Source organism: Sorangium sp. So ce362 (assembly GCF_051519845.1).
Lineage (GTDB): Bacteria > Myxococcota_A > Polyangia > Polyangiales > Polyangiaceae > Sorangium.
In genome coordinates this window covers 7671188-7691600 of sequence record NZ_CP150332.1, presented here as the reverse complement: position 1 = coordinate 7691600, position 20413 = coordinate 7671188, and the positions used below count along the sequence as shown (strand labels likewise).

Genomic DNA, 20413 nt, shown 5'->3' with positions numbered 1-20413 from the left:
GCGCACGAGGGGCTCGAGTTCAGGGCATCCGCGTGGAAGACTGCGGCCGCTTCACGCGTCCCGAGCGATCGGGGGCGCGGCCGAAAGGAGCGGGTCATGCGTGCTCGTGCTTCGTGGCTTGGGTCGACGATCACCATCGCGAGCAGCCTTGCCGTGCTGGCGAGCTGCTCTGCGTCCGGCGTGAGCAACAGCACGGGCATCCCCGGCGGCGGTGGCTCGGGCGCCGGGGACAACACCGGCACCGGCGGCGGGCTCGGCGGCGGCGACTTCGGTATCGGCGACAACGGCGCCACATTCCGTTGTGGTGACGGGATCCTGACCTCGGACGAAGCCTGCGACGACAGCAACCTCGCGGGAGGCGACGGTTGCCCCGCAGATTGCCTCTCGGTCGAGCCGGGCTGGTCCTGCCCCAGGCCCGGCGCTGCCTGCACCCGCGCCGCCCGCTGCGGGGACGGTGCCGTGGTGTTTCCGGAGCTCTGCGACGACGCCAACACCGAGCCGGGCGACGGCTGCTCGCCGACCTGCAAGGTGGAGGTGGGCTACAAATGCGGCGGCAGCCCGAGCGCCTGCACCGAGACGACCTGCGGCGACGACGCCCAGGAGGGGGCCGAGAGCTGCGAAGACGGCAACACGATGCCCTTCGATGGCTGCTCCTCGACGTGTCAGGCCGAGCCCGATTGCTCCGCGGGCTCCTGCGCCTCCCGCTGTGGAGACGGCCTCGTGCTCGGGGAGGACTGCGACGACGGCAACAACATCGACGGCGACGGGTGCTCCGGGGCCTGCACGACAGAGCCCGGGTATCGCTGCGCCGTGCCCCAGCCTTCGGGATCCATGGCTGTGCCGGTGGTGTTCCGCGACTTCCGGGCGGCCCACCCCGACTTCGAGCCGAAGGGTCCCGGCCGCAGCGTGCCGGTCTTCGGCATGGTCGCGAACCGGCTCGACGCCGAGAAGAAGCCTGCGCACATGGCGGTCGCGAACAGCCTGGTCACGAGCGTGCAGAGCTTCGCCGACTGGTACCACGACGTGCCCGGCACCAACAGCACCACGGTCGCCACCCTCACGCTGTGGGACACCGGCGATGGTCGCTTCGTGAACCGCTGGGGCGCGGACGGCGAGCCGTGGACCCTGCTGTCCCCGGAGAGCGCGCACTATTGCGGCAACGTCGGTAACGAGGAGGACGGGGAGCCCTGTACCTCGACGACCGAGAACACCGCGGCCTGCGGCGATATCGACAGCCCCGAGTTCCACAGCTGCGAGGCGCGCGGCGGGGTCTACTGGGCGAGGTACGTGGACGCCACCTACGACGGGAACCCGCTGTTCTTTCCGGTCGACAGCGATCGCTTCACCCCGGCGGCCGAGCGCGTCCCGGCCGATATCTTCCCGAGCTACGGGGACGGGAGCTGGTTGAAAGAGGATGGCACCCCGGACCACAACTTCCACTTCACGAGCGAGATCCGCTACTGGTTCCAGTACACGGCGGGCGAGGAGTACGTGCTCGATTTCACCGGCGACGACGACGTGTGGGTGTTCATCAACGATCGCCTCGCGGTCGACGTGGGCGGCATCCACAGCGCCGTCACCGGGCACCTCGTCATTGGCGGAAGCGGGGCAGGCCGGGTGACCTACGCCGGAGGAGAGGACGACGTCATCCCGACGCGGAACGTCGACCTCGGCCTCGTGGACGGCGGCGTCTATCAGATCGCCGTGTTCCACGCCGAGCGCCAGACCGCGGCGTCGACGTTCAAGCTCACGCTGCAGGGCTTCGCGACGGCGCGCAGCGAGTGCACCGCGATCTGCGGCGATGGCGTCGTCGGCCTGGGCGAGCAGTGCGACGACGGCGTGAACGACGGCGGCTATGGCGAGTGCGGACCGAGCTGCCAGCTCGGCGAGTTCTGCGGCGATGGCATCGTGCAGGATGTCGAGGAGTGCGACGATGGCAACAACCGCGACGGCGACGCCTGCGGCAGCGGCTGCCGCAACCTCGTCCCCCGCTGAGCCGGCGGAGGCGCGCCCCTCGCCATGCCCGCTCAAAACGAGCAGCTGGACGGCGGCGCGCGAGCTGGGGAGCGCTGGAGATCCGTCGCTCGCTCGCCCCTTGGCTCCTGCGGACGCGTCCGCCGCCGGCTCGCCTCGCATCCGCTCGCTGAGGTGCACCTGACACGCCCCCTGCCTGCGTTCTGGAGAACTCCCCTATGTCGCGTCCTGGCTCCTGTCTCGCGCTCCCGTCGCTTCTCGCTCTCTTTTGCTCATTCGCCTCGTTCGCCTGTTCGAGCGAGCAAGGCCCCGATGATCTGGCCGCGCCCGCCGGAGGCGGCTCGTCCGCCGCGTCCGGCGGGCCATCGAGCGGCACGACGGGGAGCGGCGGTACGGTGTCGCCCGGGGGCTCGGGAGGCGCAGGCACCGGCGGGAGCGCCGGCGCGCCCGTCGATTGCTCACGGATCGAAGCGGCCGGCTTCGAGCTTTGCACCTCGGGCGAGGATTTCTGCGGCGCCGTCTTCCAGGACGGGAGCGGCTGCACGGCGGTGTGCGCAGCCGCAGGTCTCGCCTGTGAGGCCGCCTCCGAGAACCTCGAGGGAAGCTGCGGCGCCGACGAGGCGCTCCCGCCCGTGTCGTGCGACTCGGGGCACCAGTCCGACCATTGCCTGTGTCGCGGCCCCGCGAGCGGTACCGGCGGAAGCTCGGGGACCGGCGGCTCAGGCGCAGGTGGTTCAGGCACAGGTGGTTCAGGCGCAGGTGGTTCAGGCGGCGGCAGCGGTACGTCCGACTGCAACAGCGTGACGAGGGGGCCGCTCATCGAGGTGAACCGAGATGGCTCGGGTGATTTCACCTCGATTCAGGCCGCGATCAACAGCGTCGCCAGGTCGAACACGACGCCCACCATCCTTCGCATCGCCCCCGGGACCTACGCCGAGAAGCTCGTCGTCGACCGTCCCCACGTGACGCTCTGCGGCCAGACAGGTCAGGCCGAGACGACCGTGCTCACCTACGGCGATAGCGCGAACACCTCGAACGGCGCAGGGGGCACGCTGGGCACCTCGGGGAGCTTCAGCGTCAATATCTCCGCGAACGACGTCTCCGCCGAGAACATCACCTTCGCCAACAGCACGGGCCCAGGCGTGCAGGCCGTGGCGCTCCTCGTTTCCGGCAGTCGCGTGCAGTTCCGTCGCTGCCGGGCCATCGGTTATCAGGACACGCTCTATGTGAAGAACGGATCGCAGTACTTCAGGGATTGCTACATCGAGGGCACCGTCGACTTCATCTTCGGAGGCGCCACGGCCGTGTTCGAGGACTGTACGGTCCATAACGTCGCGAGCGGGACGGCGATCACCGCGCCGAGCACGGACGCATCCATTCCCTTCGGAATCGTGTTCCTCGGAGGAAAGGCCACGGCGGCCGGATCGATCAGGTCCGGTTCGATCGCCCTCGGTCGCAACTGGAGACCCTACGGCGCGGCCACCTACCTCGGAACCGAGCTCGGCGCGCACATCTCGGCCGTCGGATGGGTCCGCATGAGCGAAAACACGCTCGCGACAGCGCGCTTCGCCGAGCACATGACCACGGGACCCGGCGCGAGGCCGAGCGAGCGAGCCCGCGAGTCCAAGCAGCTCAGCGCGGCCGAGGCTGCAAGCTATACGGTCGAGAACATGCTCGCGCCCTGGACACCCACTTTTGCGGACTGAGAGCGCCGCTCGTCAGCCCTTGTCGCTCACGACCAACGACGTCGGCCTCTGCGTCGCCGGGAGCGCGACGAGGCGGGGGATGAGCCCCCGGTCCGATCCTCCCCCCGCCGAGCCGGCGAAGGCGCGCGCGCGGCAAGGCCGGCGTGCGGGCGGCCTCGGTCGCCTCGTGAACCGTCGTTCGCCGACAGCGTGAGCAAGTATCCCACGCAGCGCGGACGGCTCCGTTGCGCTACGACTGCGGGATGTTCGGTCATGGGCATCCTCAGAACCGTCCGCCGCCGCCGCCTTACTATCCTCCCCAGCGGCCGCCTTACTACCCTCCTCCTCCGCCCCCTCCGCAGCGTCCGAAGCCCGGCGTGTCGCCGCTCGTGATCGTGCTCGCCGTCGTGGGCGGGTTGTTCGCGCTCGGCGTGGGCGCCCTCGTCGTGATCGGCGGCGCGGTGTACCTGGTGGCGAGCGCGGAGCCGGAGCAAGCGGTCGGCGAGCCCGTGCTCTCCGACGTGTCGACGACGGGCGGCGGCTCGCCCCTGCTGCCCGTGCCGCCCGCGTCGACGAGCACCCCGCTCCGCCCGGACCTGGAGGCCGATGAGGTGGCGGGCGATGTCGCGTCGCCCTCCGGCGACGACGGGAAGGGCGAAGCGCCGACGCCCTCGCTGGCTGGGGGGCGGACGCCCACCGCGCCGAGCGAGGGCTCCTCGAACGGAGGCCCCAGCAGCGGTAGCGCGACGGGCGGGGCGTCCTGGTGGTGCACGGCGAGCGCATCCGTGCGCGTCTGCGGCTTTGCGGGCGCCTGCAACTATCAGATGGTGTTCGGCAACGGCGGAGGGAAGGACCGCTTCCTGGCCTCGCAGCAAGCCAAGCGGTCGTGCGAGGCGAGCGCGCGTGCGAAGGGCGCCTCGGCCATCTGCGTGGTGCAGTGCAGCCCGCGCTGACCGGCGCGGAGCTGCGCGTCGCTCGTTTCCGGCTCAGAGCTCGGTGAACAGGCCCCAGAACGCAGCGGGCGCGAGGGCGTCCTGGCGATCGTGGCCCTGTCCGCTTGTCTCGCACCAGATCACCGGGTACCCCTCGTCGCAGCCCTGATAGCGCACGCACGGCGACGGCGCCTCGGGCACCGGTTCGCGCTCGGCGTCGCAGTGATTGGCCTCGAGCAGGCGGTCGCGCTCGACAACGCTGCCGCTGATGTCGTTGTCCCTGTCGTTCGCGTCGTGCACGAAGATGCGCGCGACCTGTCCGACGCAGTCGCGGGGGTTCACCGCGCCGCCCGCCACCGACCCGGCGGCGCGCAGCCTGTCGCCGCGACGGCACTCGAGCGTGTTGATGAGCCACGCGCCGCTGCTGTAACCGGCCGCGAAGACGCGCGACGCGTCGGCGCAGTGATCCTGGAGCACGGCGTCGAGCATCCGATCGAAGAAAGCGACGTCGGGGCCGTTCGCGGACGCGTCCCAGCAGGTGTTGCTCGACACGCCGACGCCGCGCACCAGGATGGCGTCCTCCCCTGTCTGGCGCTGCATCGGCACGTTGTTGTCGCCCGAGCTGCAGCCATGAAAGAGAAACACCACCGGGTAGGCTCGCGTCGGGTCGTACTTCGCGGGCAGCCATACCCACCACTTCCGATCGACCGACTCGATGTTCAGGTCGGGTTGCGCGACCCACTGCGCGAGGGGCTGCGAGGCGTCCTTGTCGCAGCCGGCGCTCGGCGTCGGGCTCGCGCCGCCGGAGCCACCGCCGCTGCTGGCTGTCGAGCTCCCCTGTGCGCTCCCGCTGCCGGACGTGCCGCCGCCGCCCGCGCCGGCGCCGCTGCCTGTGCTGCCCGACGCACCGGATGCCGCGCCGCCTGCGCCGCCGCCGCCCCCGTCCTGGGAGATCGCGCCGCCTGCGCCTCCACCGCCCGCGCCGGGGTTGTCGCTGCTGCACGCGACCACGAGAGAGAGCGAGGCGATCAGGGCTGGCAGGGGGCGCTGGAGCATGGCGGGCTCACTATCTGCCAGCGGTCCCGTGCTGTCACCTGCGATCGCGTCCTGCACGCCGGGTGCGTCGTGCCCCCGCTTCGCGGCTTCGGGCGACGCGGCGCTCTGGTCTAGCGTCCCGCGGGCGGCGCGGCGCGGCGGAACGCGCGCATGTGGAAGCGGCGTTGCTCGTCGGGATAGATGTGCTCTTGCCCGACCGGGCACGCGCGGCGCGACAGGCACCCTCCGGTCATGCACGCCCCGGCGGGCTCGGCGTCGAGGCGGCCGACGCAGGCGGCGACATCGTAGCTGCGGGGCGAGAACGCGGAGACGGGGCAGGCGCCAAGACAGGGCTTGTCGGCGCAGGACGCGCAGGGGCTCGGCGGGGCCTCGCGCGGCGGGAGCGACAGCCGCTCGGCGAAGACGAGGGCGGCGCGATACCCGTGCCAGAGGCCGAACCGCGGGTGGATGAGGATGCCGAGGGGCGACGGGTACACCGGCTCGGCCCGCTGCGCCCAGCGCTGGAAAGGCCAGTACGGAGGGCCGGTGCAGGGGAACAGCGCGGCCGCGCCGAGCTCCGCGGCGAGCGCGGAGACCACCGCGAGGGTCCAGTCGTCGAGCGCGAGATCGGGGGCCTGCGCGCGAGCGCGGGAGAAGGCGCGCCACATGGACGGGCCGGCATGGCCGAGCAGGACGAGCGTCCCCGCGGCGAGGCCTCCGGCCGCGGGGACGCCGTCGGCGTCGAGGGGGTGGAAGCCGCCGCGCAGCGGGATACCCGCGCGGTCGCAGCGCGCCGAGAGATCTGGCCAGCCGATGGGCACCAGGGCTCGCTTAAGGCGCCCGGACCGGCGCGGCAAGCGAGCTCTGGCCCCGCCGCCTTCGCGAAGGCTTCCGTCGCGGGCATGAAGGCTTCCGTCGTGGGCATGAAGGCGCTCGGAGACGGGGTACAAGTTCAGACGGGCAACCCGGGGGCCCTGCTCATCCGGCGCGAGCGCCGCGCGCTCCTCAGGGCGCGCCCTCCTCCCCGGATAAGGCGTTCTGTTCTAGAGTGGCGCCGTGGCGCGGAGGCTCGATTTCCGGCTCGGGACGAAGACGCCGTCCCCCAACGCCCGCGCGGCGCGCGCGGTCAGCCGCGCCGCGCGGGCGCCCGCGAGCACGCCATGAGCCCTCCGCGCCCGGTGGTCACGCTCCACTTCGCCCAGACGCTCGACGGCCGCATCGCGACCCTCGACAAGCGCGTCGAGATCAGCACGCCCGCGGGGCTCGAGCACGCCCACCGGGCGCGCGCGGAGCACGACGCGGTGCTCGTCGGGATCCGCACCGTCGTGATCGATGATCCCCTGCTGACCGTACGCTTGTGCGAGGGCCCGCAGCCGATGCGCGTCGTGCTGGCGAGCGCCCTCGGCGTGCCGGAGGGGGCGCGCCTGCTGCGGTCGTCCAGCCGAGGGCAGCCGGCCGGCGGGCGCGTGCTCGTCCTCGGCGCGGCAGGCCGCGCGCTGGACGCTGCGCGCGCGCGGCTAGAGGAGCACGGCGCGGAGGTGGTCGTCGTGCCCGCGGACGACCACGACCGCGTCTCGCTGCCGCACGCCCTCGCCGAGCTCCATGCGCGCGGCGTGCGGCGGCTGCTCGTCGAGGGGGGCGGCGCCGTGCTCACCTCGTTCCTGCGCGCGCGGCTCGCCGACCGCGCGGAGGTCGAGATCGCGCCGCGCCTGCTCGGTGATACGGCGATCCCCGCGGTCGGCGCCCTGGGAGAGGCGTCGCCCGCGTCGGCGATCGACCTGCGGGAGACGGCGCTCGAGCTCCTGGGGAGCAACCTGCTCTTGCGAGGGAAAGTTGCCTATCCCGACTGACGATCCCGCGCCGCCGGAGATGCCCGCGCCGCCGGAGATGCCCGCGCCGCCCGCCCGTGAGCTCTGGTTCGTCCGGCCCGGCCTCGTCGAGGTGCGCCGGGGCGCCCCGCCGCGCGAGCCCCGGGCCGGCGAGGTCGTGGCGCGAGCGGTCGCCTCGGGCGTCAGCCAGGGGACCGAGCTCCTGCTCTTCCGCGGCGAGGGGCCGACGCCGTTCGATCCCTCGCTCGACGCGCCGGGCGCGCCGACCTACCCGCGCCGTTACGGCTATGCGTGGGTGGGCGAGGTCGTCGCCCGCGGCGAGGGCGTGGCGCTCGGCCTGGGCGACCGCGTCTTCGCGCTCGCGCCGCACGGCGATCTGCACCTGCTCGGGCCGGGCGCGGCGCGCGCGCTGCCCCGCGCGATCCCGGGCGAGCGCGCGGTGCTGGCCGCGAACCTCGAGACGGCGATCACGTGCGTGTGGGACGCGGGGGTGGGCCTCGGGGACGCCGTGGTGGTGCTCGGGGGCGGCGTCGTCGGGCTGCTCGTCGTGGCGCTCGCGCGGCGCGCCGGGGCAGCGGTGCGGCTGATCGAGCCGAGCGAGCGGCGGCGCCTGGCCGGCCTCGCGCTCGGCGCTGCCGCGGCGATCCGGCCGGAGGACGACCGGCCGCGCGGCGACGCGGACATCGTCATCGCCGCGACGGGCGACCCGGGCGAGCTCGACCGCGCGATCGCGCACGCGGCGCGCGAGGCGACGGTGACGGTCGCGTCGTTCTACGGGGCGCGGACGAGCCCGGTCGCGCTCGGCGCCGAGTTCCACCGCCGTCGGCTGCGCCTGCGCGCGAGCCAGGTCTCGACGATCCCGCCCGAGCGCGCGCCCCGCTGGGATCACGCGCGGCGCTTCGCGCTGGTGCGCGCCCTCCTCGAGGACGCCGCCCTCGACGCGCTGCTGGACCCGCCCGTCCCGTTCGACGCCGCGCCGTCCGTGTACGCCGAGCTCGCCGCCGCGCCCGGGGCGAGGCTGCAGACGGTCTTCCAGTACGGCGCGCGATCGGGTACGCGAGAGGCCACCTAGAGGTCTGCCATGTTCCTCCTCGGCGTCAGCGATCACGTGATGATCGCGCACAGCTTCTCCGATCCGTTCTTCGGTCCGGCGACCCGGATGCACGGCGCGACGTACGCCATCGAGGTCGAGATCCGCGCGAAGGCGCTCGGCCCGCACCACGTGGTCATGGACATCGGCGCGCTGCACGCGGCGCTGCGCCGGGCGCTCGACACGATCGACTACCAGAACCTCGACGAGCACCAGGCCTTCCCCGGGCGCACCTCCACGACCGAGCGCGTGGCCGAGCACGTGGCCGGCCTCCTCGCCGCGGACATCGCGAAGCTGCCCGCCGACGAGGCGCCGCACCCGGGCGCGACGCTGCGGGTGCTCGTCCGCGAGTCGCCGTCGGCGTACGCGGGCTTCGAGCGCGACCTGTAGCGCCCGCCGCCGGGCGAGCCCCGCGGGGCGTGCCGCGAGGGCGGGCGTCGGGCGAGCCGCGCCGCGGGGCCAGGGCAGGCGTCGCGTTGCTGCGCGTCGCGAGGGGGGTATATCAGGTCGAGCTGCTCTCCGGACCCATGCGCATCGCCTGGATCGTCTACGGCGCCCTCGACCAGACAACGGGCGGGTACATCTACGATCGGCTCGTCATCGAGCGGCTGCGGTCGCGGGGCGACGTCGTGGAGGTCGTGTCCCTCGACCCGGCGCCGCGGTCGCGCGCGCTGGCCGGGCTCGCGCTCGCGCGGCGCCTCGCCCGGATCGACCCTGCCGTCGTGGTCGGCGACGAGCTCTGCTTCCCGGAGCTCGTGCCGGCGTTCGCGGCGCTGCCGCGGCGGATCGCGCGCGTGCTCCTCGTGCACCACCTGAGCGCCTGGGAGCTCCCGCCCGGCCCGCGGCGCGCGGCGCTCTCGCTCGCCGAGGGGGCGGTGATCCGGCTCTGCGATGCGCACCTCGCGACGAGCGCGACGACCGCGGCGCGGCTCCGGCGCGAGCACGGGCTCGACCGGGTCGACGTGGCGACGCCGGGCGCGGACCGGCTCCCCTTGCGCCCCCGCGCCGCGCGGGACGGCGGCCCGCTGCGGCTCACGTTCGTGGGGAGCTTCATCCCGCGCAAGGGGCTGCTGGAGCTGCTCGCGGCGTTCGAGCGGGTCGGGAGCGCGCGCGCCACGCTGCGCCTCATCGGCGATGCGGCGCGCGATCCGGCCTATGCCGAGCGGGTGCGCCGGGCGATCGCCGGCTCCGCCTACCTGCGGGCGCGCGTCGCGGTGCCCGGCGTGCTCGACGACGAGGCGCTCGCGGCCGCGCTCGCCGAGACGGACGCGCTGGTCTTGCCCTCGTTGCTGGAGGGCTACGGCATGGTGCTCACCGAGGCGGTCCGCGCCGGCGTCCCGGTGCTCGCCGCCCGCGCCGGCGCGATCGCCGAGGTCGTGCAGGACGGCGCCGAGGCGCTGCTGTGGGACGACGGCGAGGGGCTCGTGCGGGCGCTCTCCCGCTTCATCGAGGACGGGGCGTTGCGGGAGAGCATGCGCCGCGCGGCGCTGCTCCGGGCTGCGGCGCTGCCCACCTGGGACGGCGCCGCGGTCGCGGTGCGCGCGGTGCTCGCGCGGGTGGCGACGGCGCGCTGAGCCGTCATTCCGCGACGCCGACGGGATTGCGCAGGAAGCACCGCTTGGCGCGGACGAAGGCGTCGAACCGGGCCTCCTGCAGGCCGTCCGCGTCGGGGGTCGGGTCCTTCACGATGCACGCCGCCACGGAGAGCTCCCCCTCGTAAGGGTCCTTCTCGCGCGTCGTCTTGTGGTTCAGCTGGCAAACACCGTTGAGCGCGTCGTCGCCCAGGTTGGCGGACACGTTCCAGGCGTCCTGGCTCATGTCGTGGGATGCGCGGAGGGTGATCCCCCAGAACCCCTTCTTCTCGCGGATTGGACTGTTGAGGATCATCACCTCGAACTCATCGCCTTTCACCCCACAATCGGTGTACCAGCTGCGCTGATTGTCCTCGTCGAACGCGACCGCGGTCTCCCCGTTGTTGCCCGTGTCGAGAAAGAACTGCTTCGCCCCGAGGGTGAGCACGGCTCTCCCCGCGACCAGCGGCGGCTCGAAGTCGCTGCCGCACCCGAGCGGCGCGAGCAACAACGCGGTGGCGAGCAGTGTTCTGAGCATGGGTGTCCTCAGTCGTGAGGATCATGCGTGGTCGATCCACAAGTCAATCTGCAAATCGACCAATTTGCGCGTTTTGCCGCGGTAATTTGCGCGAGCCCATGGGAATGATCAGGGCCGGGAGTGTGGAAATCCGTCTTCCCGTCGACCCTCATCACCTTTCGTGCGCCTTTCGGACGATAATCAGCTCAGGTTGCGACAATTTTGTCCTGTTCGCGGGAATGGACTCGCCTGTGCGCTTCATCGCATCGGCTCGAACTGCCGTGGCGCGTGGCGGTGCTCTCGTCCTCTCGTGCTCTCGTCTTGCACGATGGATTCCTGGTCAGATGTCTGGCTGTCCGTGGCGTCGGCCGACCGCTTGAGGCGGTTGCATGCACTCAACCGCAGCAGCCGGGACAATCTCGTTTTCTGTCGTCCCCCGGCGAGCGGACCCAAGGCCTGGAGGGCCGCTGGAGAGGTGAGCCCCCCGCGCCCCTCGCGTCCCCCGCGAGCAGCGCCGCCGCCTCCTCCCGGAGCCGCCGCGTGAGCCCCGCGTCATCGTCCCTCCCGCCCGCCACCACCGCCGCCGCCTCCCGCGCCTCGCCGAGCCGCACCCGCACGTCGACGTCGCCGAAGCCCGGCAGCGCCACCTGGAGGAGCGGCGCCAGCGTGCTGATCCCGCGGCGCTCGGCCCACCGCGTGACGGCCAGCCGCTTCGCCCGCGGCGAGTGCACCCCCGAGACGACCGCCACCGCGACGCGCCCCCCCGCCGCCGCCGCCGCGCGCAGCAGCGTCCCGGCGCTCGGGTGCCACGCCCCGAGCAGCGCCTCGCCCGCGCCCGCGAACGCCGGATCCGCCTCGATGCGACCCGCCGGGAAGTGCAGCAGCGCGCCCCCGCCGCGCAGGTGCCGCAGCGCGCGGCGCACCCCGGCCGTCCGCGCCGCGAGCTCGCGCCGGCCGCCGCCCGCGTCGATCGGCACGAAGAGCAGCCGCTGGCTCACATGAGGCAGCGCCCGCAGAAACCGCCGCTCGGCCGCGACGATCATGAGATCCCCCCGGCCGAGCGCCGCCATCAGCGCGAGCGCGTCGTAGGCCCCGGGGTGATTCGACACCACCAGCAGCGCCCCCCGCGACGGCGGCGCCGCGTCGGCCGCCCACCGCGCGCCGAAGCCGGAGAGCGCCTCCCGCGCCGCCACGTGGAGCCCCGCCTCGCCGGTGCGCCGATCGAACCGCGCGAGCACCCGCCCGAGCGGCAACGACGGCACCGCGAAGGCCGCGCACCCCGCGCGGCGCACCCACGCGGGCGCCCCGCCGAGGCCGAGCGCCGCCACCATCTCCTCGCCGGACAGCCTCGCGAGCTCTCTCTCCAGCGGCTCCGCCATGTCCGCGTCTCTACCCGCGCCCACGCCGCCACGCCAGCGCCGCGCTCCCGCCCGGCCGATCGCGAGGCGCCCGGATCCGCACCGCCTCGAGCGCCTCGACGCACGCCCACCGGCGCCGCTGTTGGACGCCGACGCAGAGCGCGCCTGCCTCGATGGGCCCAGCGTTACCAGCGCGCGACCAGCGCGCGTCCTTCATGGCCTGTCGGGTTTGCGCCGGGGCGCGCCGGCTCTGTATGAAGAGAGCATGAAGGCCACGCTCCCTGCCATGGATGACTCCATCCGCCGCGGCGCCGAGCCCGCGCGCCCGCGGCGGGCGCTGGCGGACCTCCCGGGGCCGAGGGGGCTGCCCGTGATCGGCAATCTGCTCGCGATCCACCCCGACCGCTGGCACCTCGAGTTCGAGCGATGGTGGCGCGTCCATGGAGACCTGTTCGTCGTGCGGCTCGGCCGCCGGCCGATCCTCGTCGTGGCCGACGGCGAGCTCGTGCGCGACGTGCTCCACCGCCGCCCCGCGGTGTTCCGGCGGATGCGCACCATCGAGGACGTGTCGCGCGAGGCGGACATGGTCGGGCTGTTCTCGGCGGACGGGGACACGTGGCGGAAGCAGCGGCAGCTCATCAACCCGACGTTCCACGCGCGGCACATCGAGAGCTTCTTCCCGAGCATCTGCGAGATCACGGGCAGGCTGCGCGACCTCTGGGCGCAGGCGGCCGACGAGCGCGCCGCGCGCGACGTCCTCGGCGATCTCATGCGCTACTCGGTCGACGTCACCTCGTCGGTCGCCTTCGGTCGCGATCTCAACACGCTCGCCCGCGGGCCGGACGCGCTCCAGGAGCACCTCCAGCGCGTCTTTCTCGGCCTGAACCGGCGGATACTCGCGCCGCTGCCCTACTGGCGCTACCTGGGCCTCCCGGCCGACCGCGCCTACGACCGCGCCGTGGTCGCGGTGAAGCGGTTCATCCTCGAGCTCGTGACCGCCGCGCGGCGCGAGATCGAGGGCGGCGCGGACCGGCCCGCCCGCCCGCGGACGCTCCTGGAGCTCATGATCGCGGCGCGCGACGGCGAGGACCCGAAGGCGCGCCTCTCGGACGCCGAGGTCTACGCGAACGTCCTCACGATGCTGCTCGCCGGCGAGGACACGACGGCGAACACCCTCGCGTGGATCCTCTATTACCTGGGCTCGCGCCCCGACGTGCAGGCGCGCGCCCGCGAGGAGGCGGATCGCGTCCTCGGCGCCGCCCTGATCCCGACGCTCGAGCAGAGCAAGCGCCTCGAGTACACGAGCGCCGTCACGCACGAGACGCTGCGCCTGCGCTCCGCGGCGCCGCTGCTCTGCCTCGAGGCGAACCACGACACCGCGGTGGGCGACGTGGCGGTGCCCGCCGGCGCGGGCGTCATGGCGCTCACGCGCGCGGCGGGTCGCAAGCGCGAGTATTTCGGCGATCCGGAGTCGTTTCTCCCCGAGCGCTGGCTCGCCGGCGCGCCCGCGACGCTGCCGCACGAGCCGAGGATGGCGCTCGCCTTCGGCGGCGGGCCGCGCATCTGCCCGGGTCGCTCGATGGCGCTCCTGGAGTGCGCCGTGACGGTCGGCATGGTGCTCCGGAGCTTCACGGTGCACCTCGCGGATCACACCGCGCCGGTGCGGGAGCGGATGGCGTTCGCGATGCAGCCGGAGGGGCTGCGCATCCGGTTCACCAGGCGCGCGTGCACGTGAGGGCGCAGCCGCCCGCGATCCGGCTCACCGCACCTTGGCGAGGGCCGCGTCGTAGTCGGGCTCCTGCGCGATCTCCGGGACGAGCTCCGCGTGGACGACCTTGTTCTGCTCGTCGAGCACGAGGACCGAGCGCGCGAGCAGGCCGGCGAGCGGCCCGTCCACCAGCTTGACCCCGTACTTCTCGCCGAAATCGCCCCGGAAGGTCGAGAGGCCCTCCGCGTTCTTGATGCCCTCGGCCGCGCAGAAGCGGCCGTGCGCGAACGGCAGGTCCGCCGAGATGTTGAGCACCGTCACGCCCGGGAGCTTCTCGGCGCGCTCGTGGAACGTGCGCACGGACTTCGCGCAGACCCCCGTGTCGACGCTCGGGAAGATGTTGAGGATCTTCTTGCCGGAATAGGACGAGAGCCTTCCTTCCGAGAGGTCGCTCTTCACGAGCGTGAAATCGGGGGCAGTCGCGCCGACGGACGGCAGCTCGCCGGCGGTGTGGACGGGGCTTCCCTTGAACTTGGTCTGAGCCATGGTCGTATCCTCCTCTGTGCAGCTGTTTCTGCGCAGCTGTTTCTGTGCAGCTGTTTCTGCGCAGCTGTGCGGCAGCGGCGGTCGTAAGCGCGCGGAGGGCGGAAGCCAAGCAGATCCACCCAGGCCGCCGGCTTCGAGGCGCCGGTCGACCTGCCGCGTGGGCGATGCGCTGTCGGACCGTTTTGCCGGCGAGAGCTGCCGCGCGCATCCGTCAGCGCGAGCTCTCGGTCGCGCCCACCAGCGCGAGCCGCCGCTCGCGCTGGACCCTCAGCCGATGGGCGAGCGGCTGACCAGGGGGAACGGCTCGACCTCGGCGTCGTCGGGGTTCATCGAATCCCTGCTGTACCCCATCTCCTCTTCGGCCGTGGTGACGATGAAGGGGCCCCCGAGCTCCTCGGAATCCATCGTGTCTTCGTAATCCTCGGCGGTGTCGCCCCTGCCCGACGTCGCGGAGGCGAGGTACTGCTCGGCGATCTGCTCGGCGAACTCGTCCACCCCCTGCGTGGGGCCGTCCCCCGGGTCGGGGATGAACGCGTCGCGATCGTCCGCGCGACTCGCGCTATTGCGCGCTGCCTCCACGATATCCTGTCCGTGGCTTCTGCGGGTGGCCCGCTGGGAGCCGTCTTGCTTGGTCTGCATGATGGATCATCTCCTCGCTCGGCGGCACTCCCACGCGCTTCCCGCTGCGCCGCCCGCCCGGTGTTCTGACATAAAAAGAGATGCACCGCGTGTACCAAGGCTGGAACGCCATCCTGATCACGCTTTGGCGAGGAAATCGGATCGGTTTTCGCGCGCCGTGGCGCGCGCGCTGTACCGGATGTGCAGCGGGTGTAGCGGCGTGCCACAGCGGATGAGAGGCGCCGGTGACACGATGCTCCGGCGCCGCACGGCGGTCGTCCCGCGGTGGCTCGGCGCGTCGAGCTGCTGCGGGGTGCTGGAGAAAAGGTCGCTCTGGTGGGTAGGCTGCTCGGTGGAGCGCAGAGAGCGACGAGCCGCGGCGCGGCTGGGGGCGCAGGGGAGGATCGATGTCCCTGCGCCTCGTCGCCCTGCTCTTACCAGCCGAGCTCTTCGCTGATGGCCTCGGAGAGCTGCTGGGCCATCTGCTGGTTCTTCTTCGCGCTCGGGTGCCAGTCGCAGCCGAGCCCATCCGTCTCCTTGGCGTGCGGGGGGAACTCGAGGAAGCGCACCCGATCGTCGCCGCTTTCGGTCCGGTCCTCCACCACCTGGCCGATGTAGTCGCGCGCGCGGCTGAGCGCCTCGGCGCCCTCCGGGAAACCGTCGCTGAGCATGGGCCCGATGGTGCAGAAGATGAACGCGTCCGGATAGTTCTTCCTGACCGTGTCGACGAGGCCTGCGTAGGCGTTCGTGAACGGCCCACGGAACTGGGCGTCGGCCGGGACGTTGATGCTGAAGTCGTTCGTGCCCAGGTTGATCACGACGACCTGCGGCACCCAGGACGAGAAGTCCCATGCGGGCTGCGGCTCGTCGGCGATCGTCCGGCCGTAGATCTTCGGCATGGTGTCGGCCGCTTCATCGTCGTAGTTCCGGTAAACGCCTCTGCCGGACCAGGCGACGATCGTGGTGTCGGCCTCGAGCATCCGGCCCGTCAGGGCGCTGTAGGCAAGGTAGTTGTTCTCCGTGTCGCTCGTGAAGGGGCAGGTCTCGTCCGCGCCGTCGACGCCGTAGCCGGCGGAGATCGAGTCGCCGATCACCTCGATCCGGCGCTCGGGCGCGGGCGGGACCGGCAGGAGCGCCTCGCCCTGCTCCGGGACGAACTCGACGAACTGCGTCACGCCGACCAGCGGCTCGGTCCGGCGGTGGAGCAGGAGATCGTGCTCGCCGTCGGGCAGCCCTTCGGCGACCTTGTAGAGCTCCTCGTCTCCGTTGACCTTGAGGACGCCCTTCGATTCGCCGTCGATCACCACCTGGAAGAAGTTGGATTGCGCCGCGGTCGACGCGTCGTTGAAGCGGACGCTGATCGACGTCCCCGAGAACCGCGTGGCGATCGCGCTGCCGGCCCAGGAGAAGCGGGGGCCTTCGGGCTTCGTCGTGTCGAAGCGGCCGATGAAGCGGATGGTGTCCCCGGAGGGGTTTCCCCCGCCGGTGCCGCTCGCGCTCGACGACGTCGCGCCTGCGCCTGCGCCGCCCTCGCCTGCGCCGCCCTCGCCTGCGCCGCCGGTGCCGCCGGTGCCGCCGTCGCCGCCTGCGCCCGAGGCGCTGGTCGATGTCGATGCGCCTGCGCCCGTCGTCCCGTTCGGATCGTCGTCCCCGCACCCGGCCAGCGCCGACAAGGCGATGCAGACGGCGAAAGCGAGCTTCGGGAGGCTTGTGTAAGCAGCTGTCTTCATGCGGCGGAGGATGCTGCAGGCCCGTGGCGCACACAACACCAATCTTTCCCTGCGAACCGGGACCAGACTCCGCGATGCGGGCGTGGAGACGCCGAGATCGGTAGATGCCCCGGGGGGCGGCATGAGCCGCCGGAGGAGCGGAGAAGGAGCGCCGGCACCCCGAAAGATGGCCTCGCCGGGCTCGATAGGGCGCCGCCGAGCGCCCATGCGCCAATGCGCCACACGCTGGGGCAATCTGTCACACCGGCGCGGCCTGGCCTGTCCGGGACGAGCTCGCCACGCCGGCGTGACAGCCAGGTTCGGCTTCGATGGAGCGGTGCGGGGCGCCGCGGACAGCGGCGCTCACCCGGTGCTCAGTACCGCGTCTCGCAGGGGTGCTGATCGGCGAACGCCTTCACGGCGGTCTTGTGGGACGACCAGGGGAAGTTCCCATCGGTGATCGACCAGGAGAGCGCGCCCGCATAGCCGATGTTGTAGAGATCGCTCACGAACTTGTCGTAGCCCACGTTCATCTCGGCCATGTTGATGGGGAACTCGCCCATGACGACCGGCTTGTCCGTGAGCCCGTACTCGGAGAGGGGCTTGTTGTACGCGAAGTGGTCGTTGACCCAGCCGTACATGTGGACCTGGTAGAAGTCGACGTCCGACTTCGTCCACGCCTGACCCCACTTGATCGCGGCGCTGCCGACGCTCACGGGCGCGCCGGTCTCGCCCCTCAGCACGGCGGCCGACTCCTTGGCGAGCGCCTCCATCTGCGGGTGCGTGACGAGGTCGAACTTGCTGGAGTCCCCCTCGAACGGCGGGTCGTCGCCGTGGAGGCTCGGCCCGGTCATCGCCCACTCGGGCTCGTTGATGACGTCCCAGGCCAGCATGCGGCTGCGGTGCGGGCTCGACGCGACCGTCTGGGCGATGGGCCGGACGACGTTCTCGATGAGCCGGGCGCGCCGGCCCGCGTCCGCGACGAGGGGCCCCATGCTCCAGACCGACAGGCCGTTCGGCGGGTTGTGCGACGTCTTGTGGAAGCCGTCGAAGGAGAACAGCGTGAACATCACGTTGACCTGCGCCTGGTCCGCGAGCTCGAGCGCCGCCAGGATGTCCTGCTTCGAGGTGCCGCCGAGCCCGGTCGGGTTGCCCTGCCCGTCGAACGTGATCTGGTCCCCGTAGAAGCGGGGGTAGATCCACCAGCGGACCACGTCGACGCCGTTGGCGCGCATGTCCTGGAGATCGGCGAGCACCTGGCCCCGCTTGCCCGAGATGCCCGCCTGGCTCCACCGGGACTGACCGCCGAAATCGGCGCCGAAGTCGCGCCAGGCGTAGTTGACGCCGTACATGAAGCGGAGGCGGCAGGCGATCTCGACCCCTGCGTCGAACGGACAGACGTCCTCCTCGGTGCAGGTGCTGGGCTCTCCGCCGCTGCTGGTGCTGCTGCCCACGGGGTCGCCGCTGCCCGTGCTCGCGGGCCCGCCCGTGGGCGAGCCGGCGCCCGTGCCGGTGGGCGAGCCGGCGCCCGTGCCGGTGGGCGAGCCGGCGCCCGTGCCTGTCGGCCCGGCCGTGCCCCAGGAGCCGCTGCCGGTAGGGCCGCTGTCCGCCGGGTCGCCGCCCGCGCCGCCCTCGCCGCCCTCGCCGCCGTAGCCTGCCCCGTCGCCACAGCCCAGTCCAGCCGTGGTGAGCTGGAGAACCCCAACAAGAAGAAGCCAGTTGCGCATGGCCGATTATCGCCAGAAACGCGCGAGCGAGCCAGCCCGATCTCTTAATCGGTTCAGTGACTCGGCGCGTAACGTTCTGCCATGGCTACAAGATGATTGTCACAGCGGCCCTGGCGAGGTCATCGCCTCTCCTGCAAGGCAGCCAGCGTATTTCGCCTTACCGGGAGGGCCCACGCGGCCTGGGGTGAATCCCCATGTACGCGGCGGCGCTCTTCGCCGAGGGGTCGTCCGGATAGCGTTCGACGAGGTCTTCCGCGAGGCTGCGGGCCTGGCCGGTCCGGTCCATGCGCACGAGCGCCCGCACGCGGAGCAGGCCGCGCTCGGCGACGCGGGGGCTGTCGCCGAAGTCGCGCGACGCGGCGTCGTCGAGCCGGAGCACCTCCTCGGGGTCGCTCGTCAACGCGGCGCGCATACGCTCGATGACACGGGCCTCGGGGTCGGTGTCCGGCGGGGCTGGCGCTGCTTCCAACTCCCGTGCTGCGGCGCGCATGGTGGCGGCGGCCGGCGGCGGCGCGGGGGGGATGGCCGATGGCTCATCGCGTCGCTGCGGCCTCGTGTCTGCGGTGGACTCGGCGCTCGACGGCCGCGCCTTCGGTGCGGGGGGCTCGTCGCGGTCCATGAAGAAGAAGGCCGCCGTGGCGAGCGCGGCGAGGGGGAGGCCGATGAGCAGCGCGCGGCGGGGGCCGGACGGTCGGGGTGCGTCCACGGCGGCCAACGTAGCGCGGAGGGGCGGTGGGCGGTAGCGATCGGAGTGAGGAGAAGGGGAGAGCCGCTCACGAGAGATGGCGCCGCCGGCGTCAGCGAGGCGGGGGAGACGTCGGTGCCGTCGACATGGATCCGCCGCAGGCCATGGCTCGTGCGCTTGCTGATGAGGGCGGCCCCCGCGCGAGAGTTGCCCGCTCAGCACGAGCCGCTGCTCCGGCCGAGGAGCCGTACAGCCTCGAGCGCTTCGTGGAGATCGTGAGGCAGTCGCGCAGTGGCGATGGCCGATTCCTCGAGGCTCTCCCGGGCGCGCTCTCCCCGCGAGGCGGGCTCTTGTGGGCTTTCTGCGACGTCGCGCCGCGCGCGGCGTGGCCTTGCACAGCGCGAAGCGTCGCGCCCGCTCGCCGTGCAGCGCGTTGCTTCACGCTGGTGGCGCGGCACTGCGCTTGCTGATCGCTCAGGGGAGAGGAGGTTCCCATGGCGGAACAGCAGCGCCAGCAGGCGGACCAGGGCGTGCCGGTCTCCAGGTCGCAGCAAGGCAAGCAGAGCAGCCGGGCGACCGGACAGCCGGCATTTCAGGGGGCCGGCGGTGAATGCACCGGAATGCAGCGGCAGCGAGCGGACGAGCAGATAGGTCGCTACGGCGGCGGGCGGCAGGCTCAGCGCCTTCGCGATGGTGCGTCGCATGATGCACGTCGCCCCGAGGGCGCGCCTTCTTGGAGAATGCGATGATGACCGACTTCGTTGTTCGAAACTGGTGGGCGCCCGTCCTCCGCGGCGTGTTCGCGGTGCTCTTCGGCGCGTTCACGCTCGCCGTGCCGCGGATCAGCCTGAAGGCGCTCATCCTGGTCTTCGGCGTCTATGCCGTCGCGGAGGGCGTGACGAGCATCGCCGGCGCTGTCCGAGGCGGTGACGAGCGGCGGCGCTGGTGGGTGCTGCTCCTCGAGGGGATCGTGGGCGTCGGCATCGGGCTCATCGCGCTGCTCTTGCCGGGTATCACCGCCGTCGCGCTCGTCTTCTGGATCGGCGCGTGGGCAATCCTCCGGGGCGCGCTCGAGATCGGCGTGGCCATCCGGCTCCGCGATCACATCGAGGGCGAGTGGCTGCTCGGCCTCGCGGGGGTGCTCTCCATCGCGCTCGGGGTGTTCATGTTCGCGTCGCCCGGCGCTGGCGCGCTCGTGATGATCGTGTGGATCGGGGCGTATGCGCTCGTGTTCGGCGTGTTCCTGATCGCGCTGGGGATCCGGCTTCGCGGGATCGGCGTCGCCAGGTTGCGCCAGGGCGCCGGTCCGATCCACGGGACCTGAGGGGGAGGGATCCCCCTCATCGAGCGCGCTCACCGGCCGATAGATCTCGATGTCGCCCTCCAGATCGAACGCCCCCCCCCGGTCGCGCCAGGTCAGCTCGTATCG

Annotated in this window: 19 protein-coding genes; 9 read left to right on the top strand and 10 right to left on the bottom strand. The window is 72.4% G+C overall.

Annotation, left to right across the window (positions count from 1 at the left end; translation table 11 throughout):
• Positions 1-96 precede the first annotated feature (96 nt).
• From WMF17_RS29335 to WMF17_RS29325, 3 genes are all read left to right on the top strand, one after another.
• A complete protein-coding gene (locus WMF17_RS29335; RefSeq protein ID WP_437644312.1) occupies positions 97-1995 on the top strand; it encodes a DUF4215 domain-containing protein in 1899 nt (632 codons plus the stop codon).
• Between the two features lie 779 nt (positions 1996-2774).
• Positions 2775-3680 (top strand): pectinesterase family protein, encoded by a 906-nt coding sequence (locus WMF17_RS29330; protein ID WP_437644311.1) that lies wholly within the window; start codon positions 2775-2777, stop codon positions 3678-3680.
• A gap of 356 nt (positions 3681-4036) precedes the next feature.
• Positions 4037-4612 carry a hypothetical protein gene (locus WMF17_RS29325; RefSeq protein WP_437644310.1) on the top strand — a complete coding sequence of 192 codons (576 nt, stop codon included), beginning with the start codon at positions 4037-4039 and terminating at the stop codon, positions 4610-4612.
• A 33-nt stretch (positions 4613-4645) separates the two neighbouring features.
• Here WMF17_RS29325 and WMF17_RS29320 read toward each other — a convergent pair whose 3' ends face one another.
• A complete protein-coding gene (locus WMF17_RS29320; protein ID WP_437644309.1) occupies positions 4646-5647 on the bottom strand; it encodes an alpha/beta hydrolase family esterase in 1002 nt (333 codons plus the stop codon).
• Positions 5648-5757: 110 nt separating this feature from the next.
• Positions 5758-6447, bottom strand: coding sequence for a hypothetical protein (locus tag WMF17_RS29315; protein ID WP_437644308.1), 690 nt, complete (start codon positions 6445-6447; stop codon positions 5758-5760).
• A 339-nt stretch (positions 6448-6786) separates the two neighbouring features.
• On the opposite strand from WMF17_RS29315, the gene WMF17_RS29310 reads away from it, so the two are divergent.
• The 4 genes from WMF17_RS29310 to WMF17_RS29295 all read left to right on the top strand — a co-directional run bounded on the left by WMF17_RS29310 (position 6787) and on the right by WMF17_RS29295 (position 10119).
• Positions 6787-7476 (top strand): RibD family protein, encoded by a 690-nt coding sequence (locus WMF17_RS29310; RefSeq protein ID WP_437644307.1) that lies wholly within the window; start codon positions 6787-6789, stop codon positions 7474-7476.
• Positions 7460-8527, top strand: coding sequence for a zinc-dependent alcohol dehydrogenase (locus tag WMF17_RS29305; RefSeq protein WP_437644306.1), 1068 nt, complete (start codon positions 7460-7462; stop codon positions 8525-8527). Before WMF17_RS29310 ends, WMF17_RS29305 begins: the two co-directional genes overlap by 17 nt.
• A gap of 9 nt (positions 8528-8536) precedes the next feature.
• Positions 8537-8935 carry a 6-pyruvoyl trahydropterin synthase family protein gene (locus WMF17_RS29300; RefSeq protein ID WP_437596467.1) on the top strand — a complete coding sequence of 133 codons (399 nt, stop codon included), beginning with the start codon at positions 8537-8539 and terminating at the stop codon, positions 8933-8935.
• 137 nt (positions 8936-9072) lie between these two features.
• On the top strand, positions 9073-10119 hold the full coding sequence (locus WMF17_RS29295; protein ID WP_437644305.1) for a glycosyltransferase family 4 protein: 1047 nt from the start codon (positions 9073-9075) through the stop codon (positions 10117-10119).
• Between the two features lie 4 nt (positions 10120-10123).
• Here WMF17_RS29295 and WMF17_RS29290 read toward each other — a convergent pair whose 3' ends face one another.
• A complete protein-coding gene (locus WMF17_RS29290) occupies positions 10124-10654 on the bottom strand; it encodes a hypothetical protein (protein WP_437596465.1) in 531 nt (176 codons plus the stop codon).
• 374 nt (positions 10655-11028) lie between these two features.
• Positions 11029-12012, bottom strand: coding sequence for a 1-acyl-sn-glycerol-3-phosphate acyltransferase (locus tag WMF17_RS29285; protein WP_437596464.1), 984 nt, complete (start codon positions 12010-12012; stop codon positions 11029-11031).
• A gap of 244 nt (positions 12013-12256) precedes the next feature.
• Here WMF17_RS29285 and WMF17_RS29280 point away from each other — a divergent pair, with 244 nt between their 5' ends.
• Entirely contained in the window at positions 12257-13726 is a 1470-nt protein-coding gene (locus WMF17_RS29280) for a cytochrome P450 (RefSeq protein ID WP_437596463.1), read from the top strand.
• A 24-nt stretch (positions 13727-13750) separates the two neighbouring features.
• Here the strand turns inward: WMF17_RS29280 and tpx are convergent, their stop codons facing one another.
• The 6 genes from tpx to WMF17_RS29250 form a co-directional block, all read right to left on the bottom strand.
• Positions 13751-14245, bottom strand: coding sequence for a thiol peroxidase (gene tpx, locus WMF17_RS29275; protein ID WP_437644304.1), 495 nt, complete (start codon positions 14243-14245; stop codon positions 13751-13753).
• Between the two features lie 267 nt (positions 14246-14512).
• Entirely contained in the window at positions 14513-14884 is a 372-nt protein-coding gene (locus WMF17_RS29270) for a hypothetical protein (RefSeq protein WP_437644303.1), read from the bottom strand.
• 413 nt (positions 14885-15297) lie between these two features.
• Positions 15298-16593 (bottom strand): SGNH/GDSL hydrolase family protein, encoded by a 1296-nt coding sequence (locus WMF17_RS29265; protein WP_437596461.1) that lies wholly within the window; start codon positions 16591-16593, stop codon positions 15298-15300.
• Between the two features lie 353 nt (positions 16594-16946).
• Positions 16947-18299: an endo-1,4-beta-glucanase gene (locus tag WMF17_RS29260; RefSeq protein WP_437596460.1), complete on the bottom strand. Its 1353-nt coding sequence runs from the start codon at positions 18297-18299 to the stop codon at positions 16947-16949.
• 157 nt (positions 18300-18456) lie between these two features.
• On the bottom strand, positions 18457-19005 hold the full coding sequence (locus WMF17_RS29255; protein ID WP_437596459.1) for a tetratricopeptide repeat protein: 549 nt from the start codon (positions 19003-19005) through the stop codon (positions 18457-18459).
• 194 nt (positions 19006-19199) lie between these two features.
• Positions 19200-19688 (bottom strand): hypothetical protein, encoded by a 489-nt coding sequence (locus WMF17_RS29250; RefSeq protein ID WP_437596458.1) that lies wholly within the window; start codon positions 19686-19688, stop codon positions 19200-19202.
• A gap of 41 nt (positions 19689-19729) precedes the next feature.
• Between WMF17_RS29250 and WMF17_RS29245 the strand changes: the two genes are divergently transcribed.
• Positions 19730-20308, top strand: a complete 579-nt coding sequence (locus WMF17_RS29245; RefSeq protein WP_437596457.1) for an HdeD family acid-resistance protein — start codon at positions 19730-19732, stop codon at positions 20306-20308.
• The last annotated feature ends 105 nt before the right edge of the window (positions 20309-20413 follow it).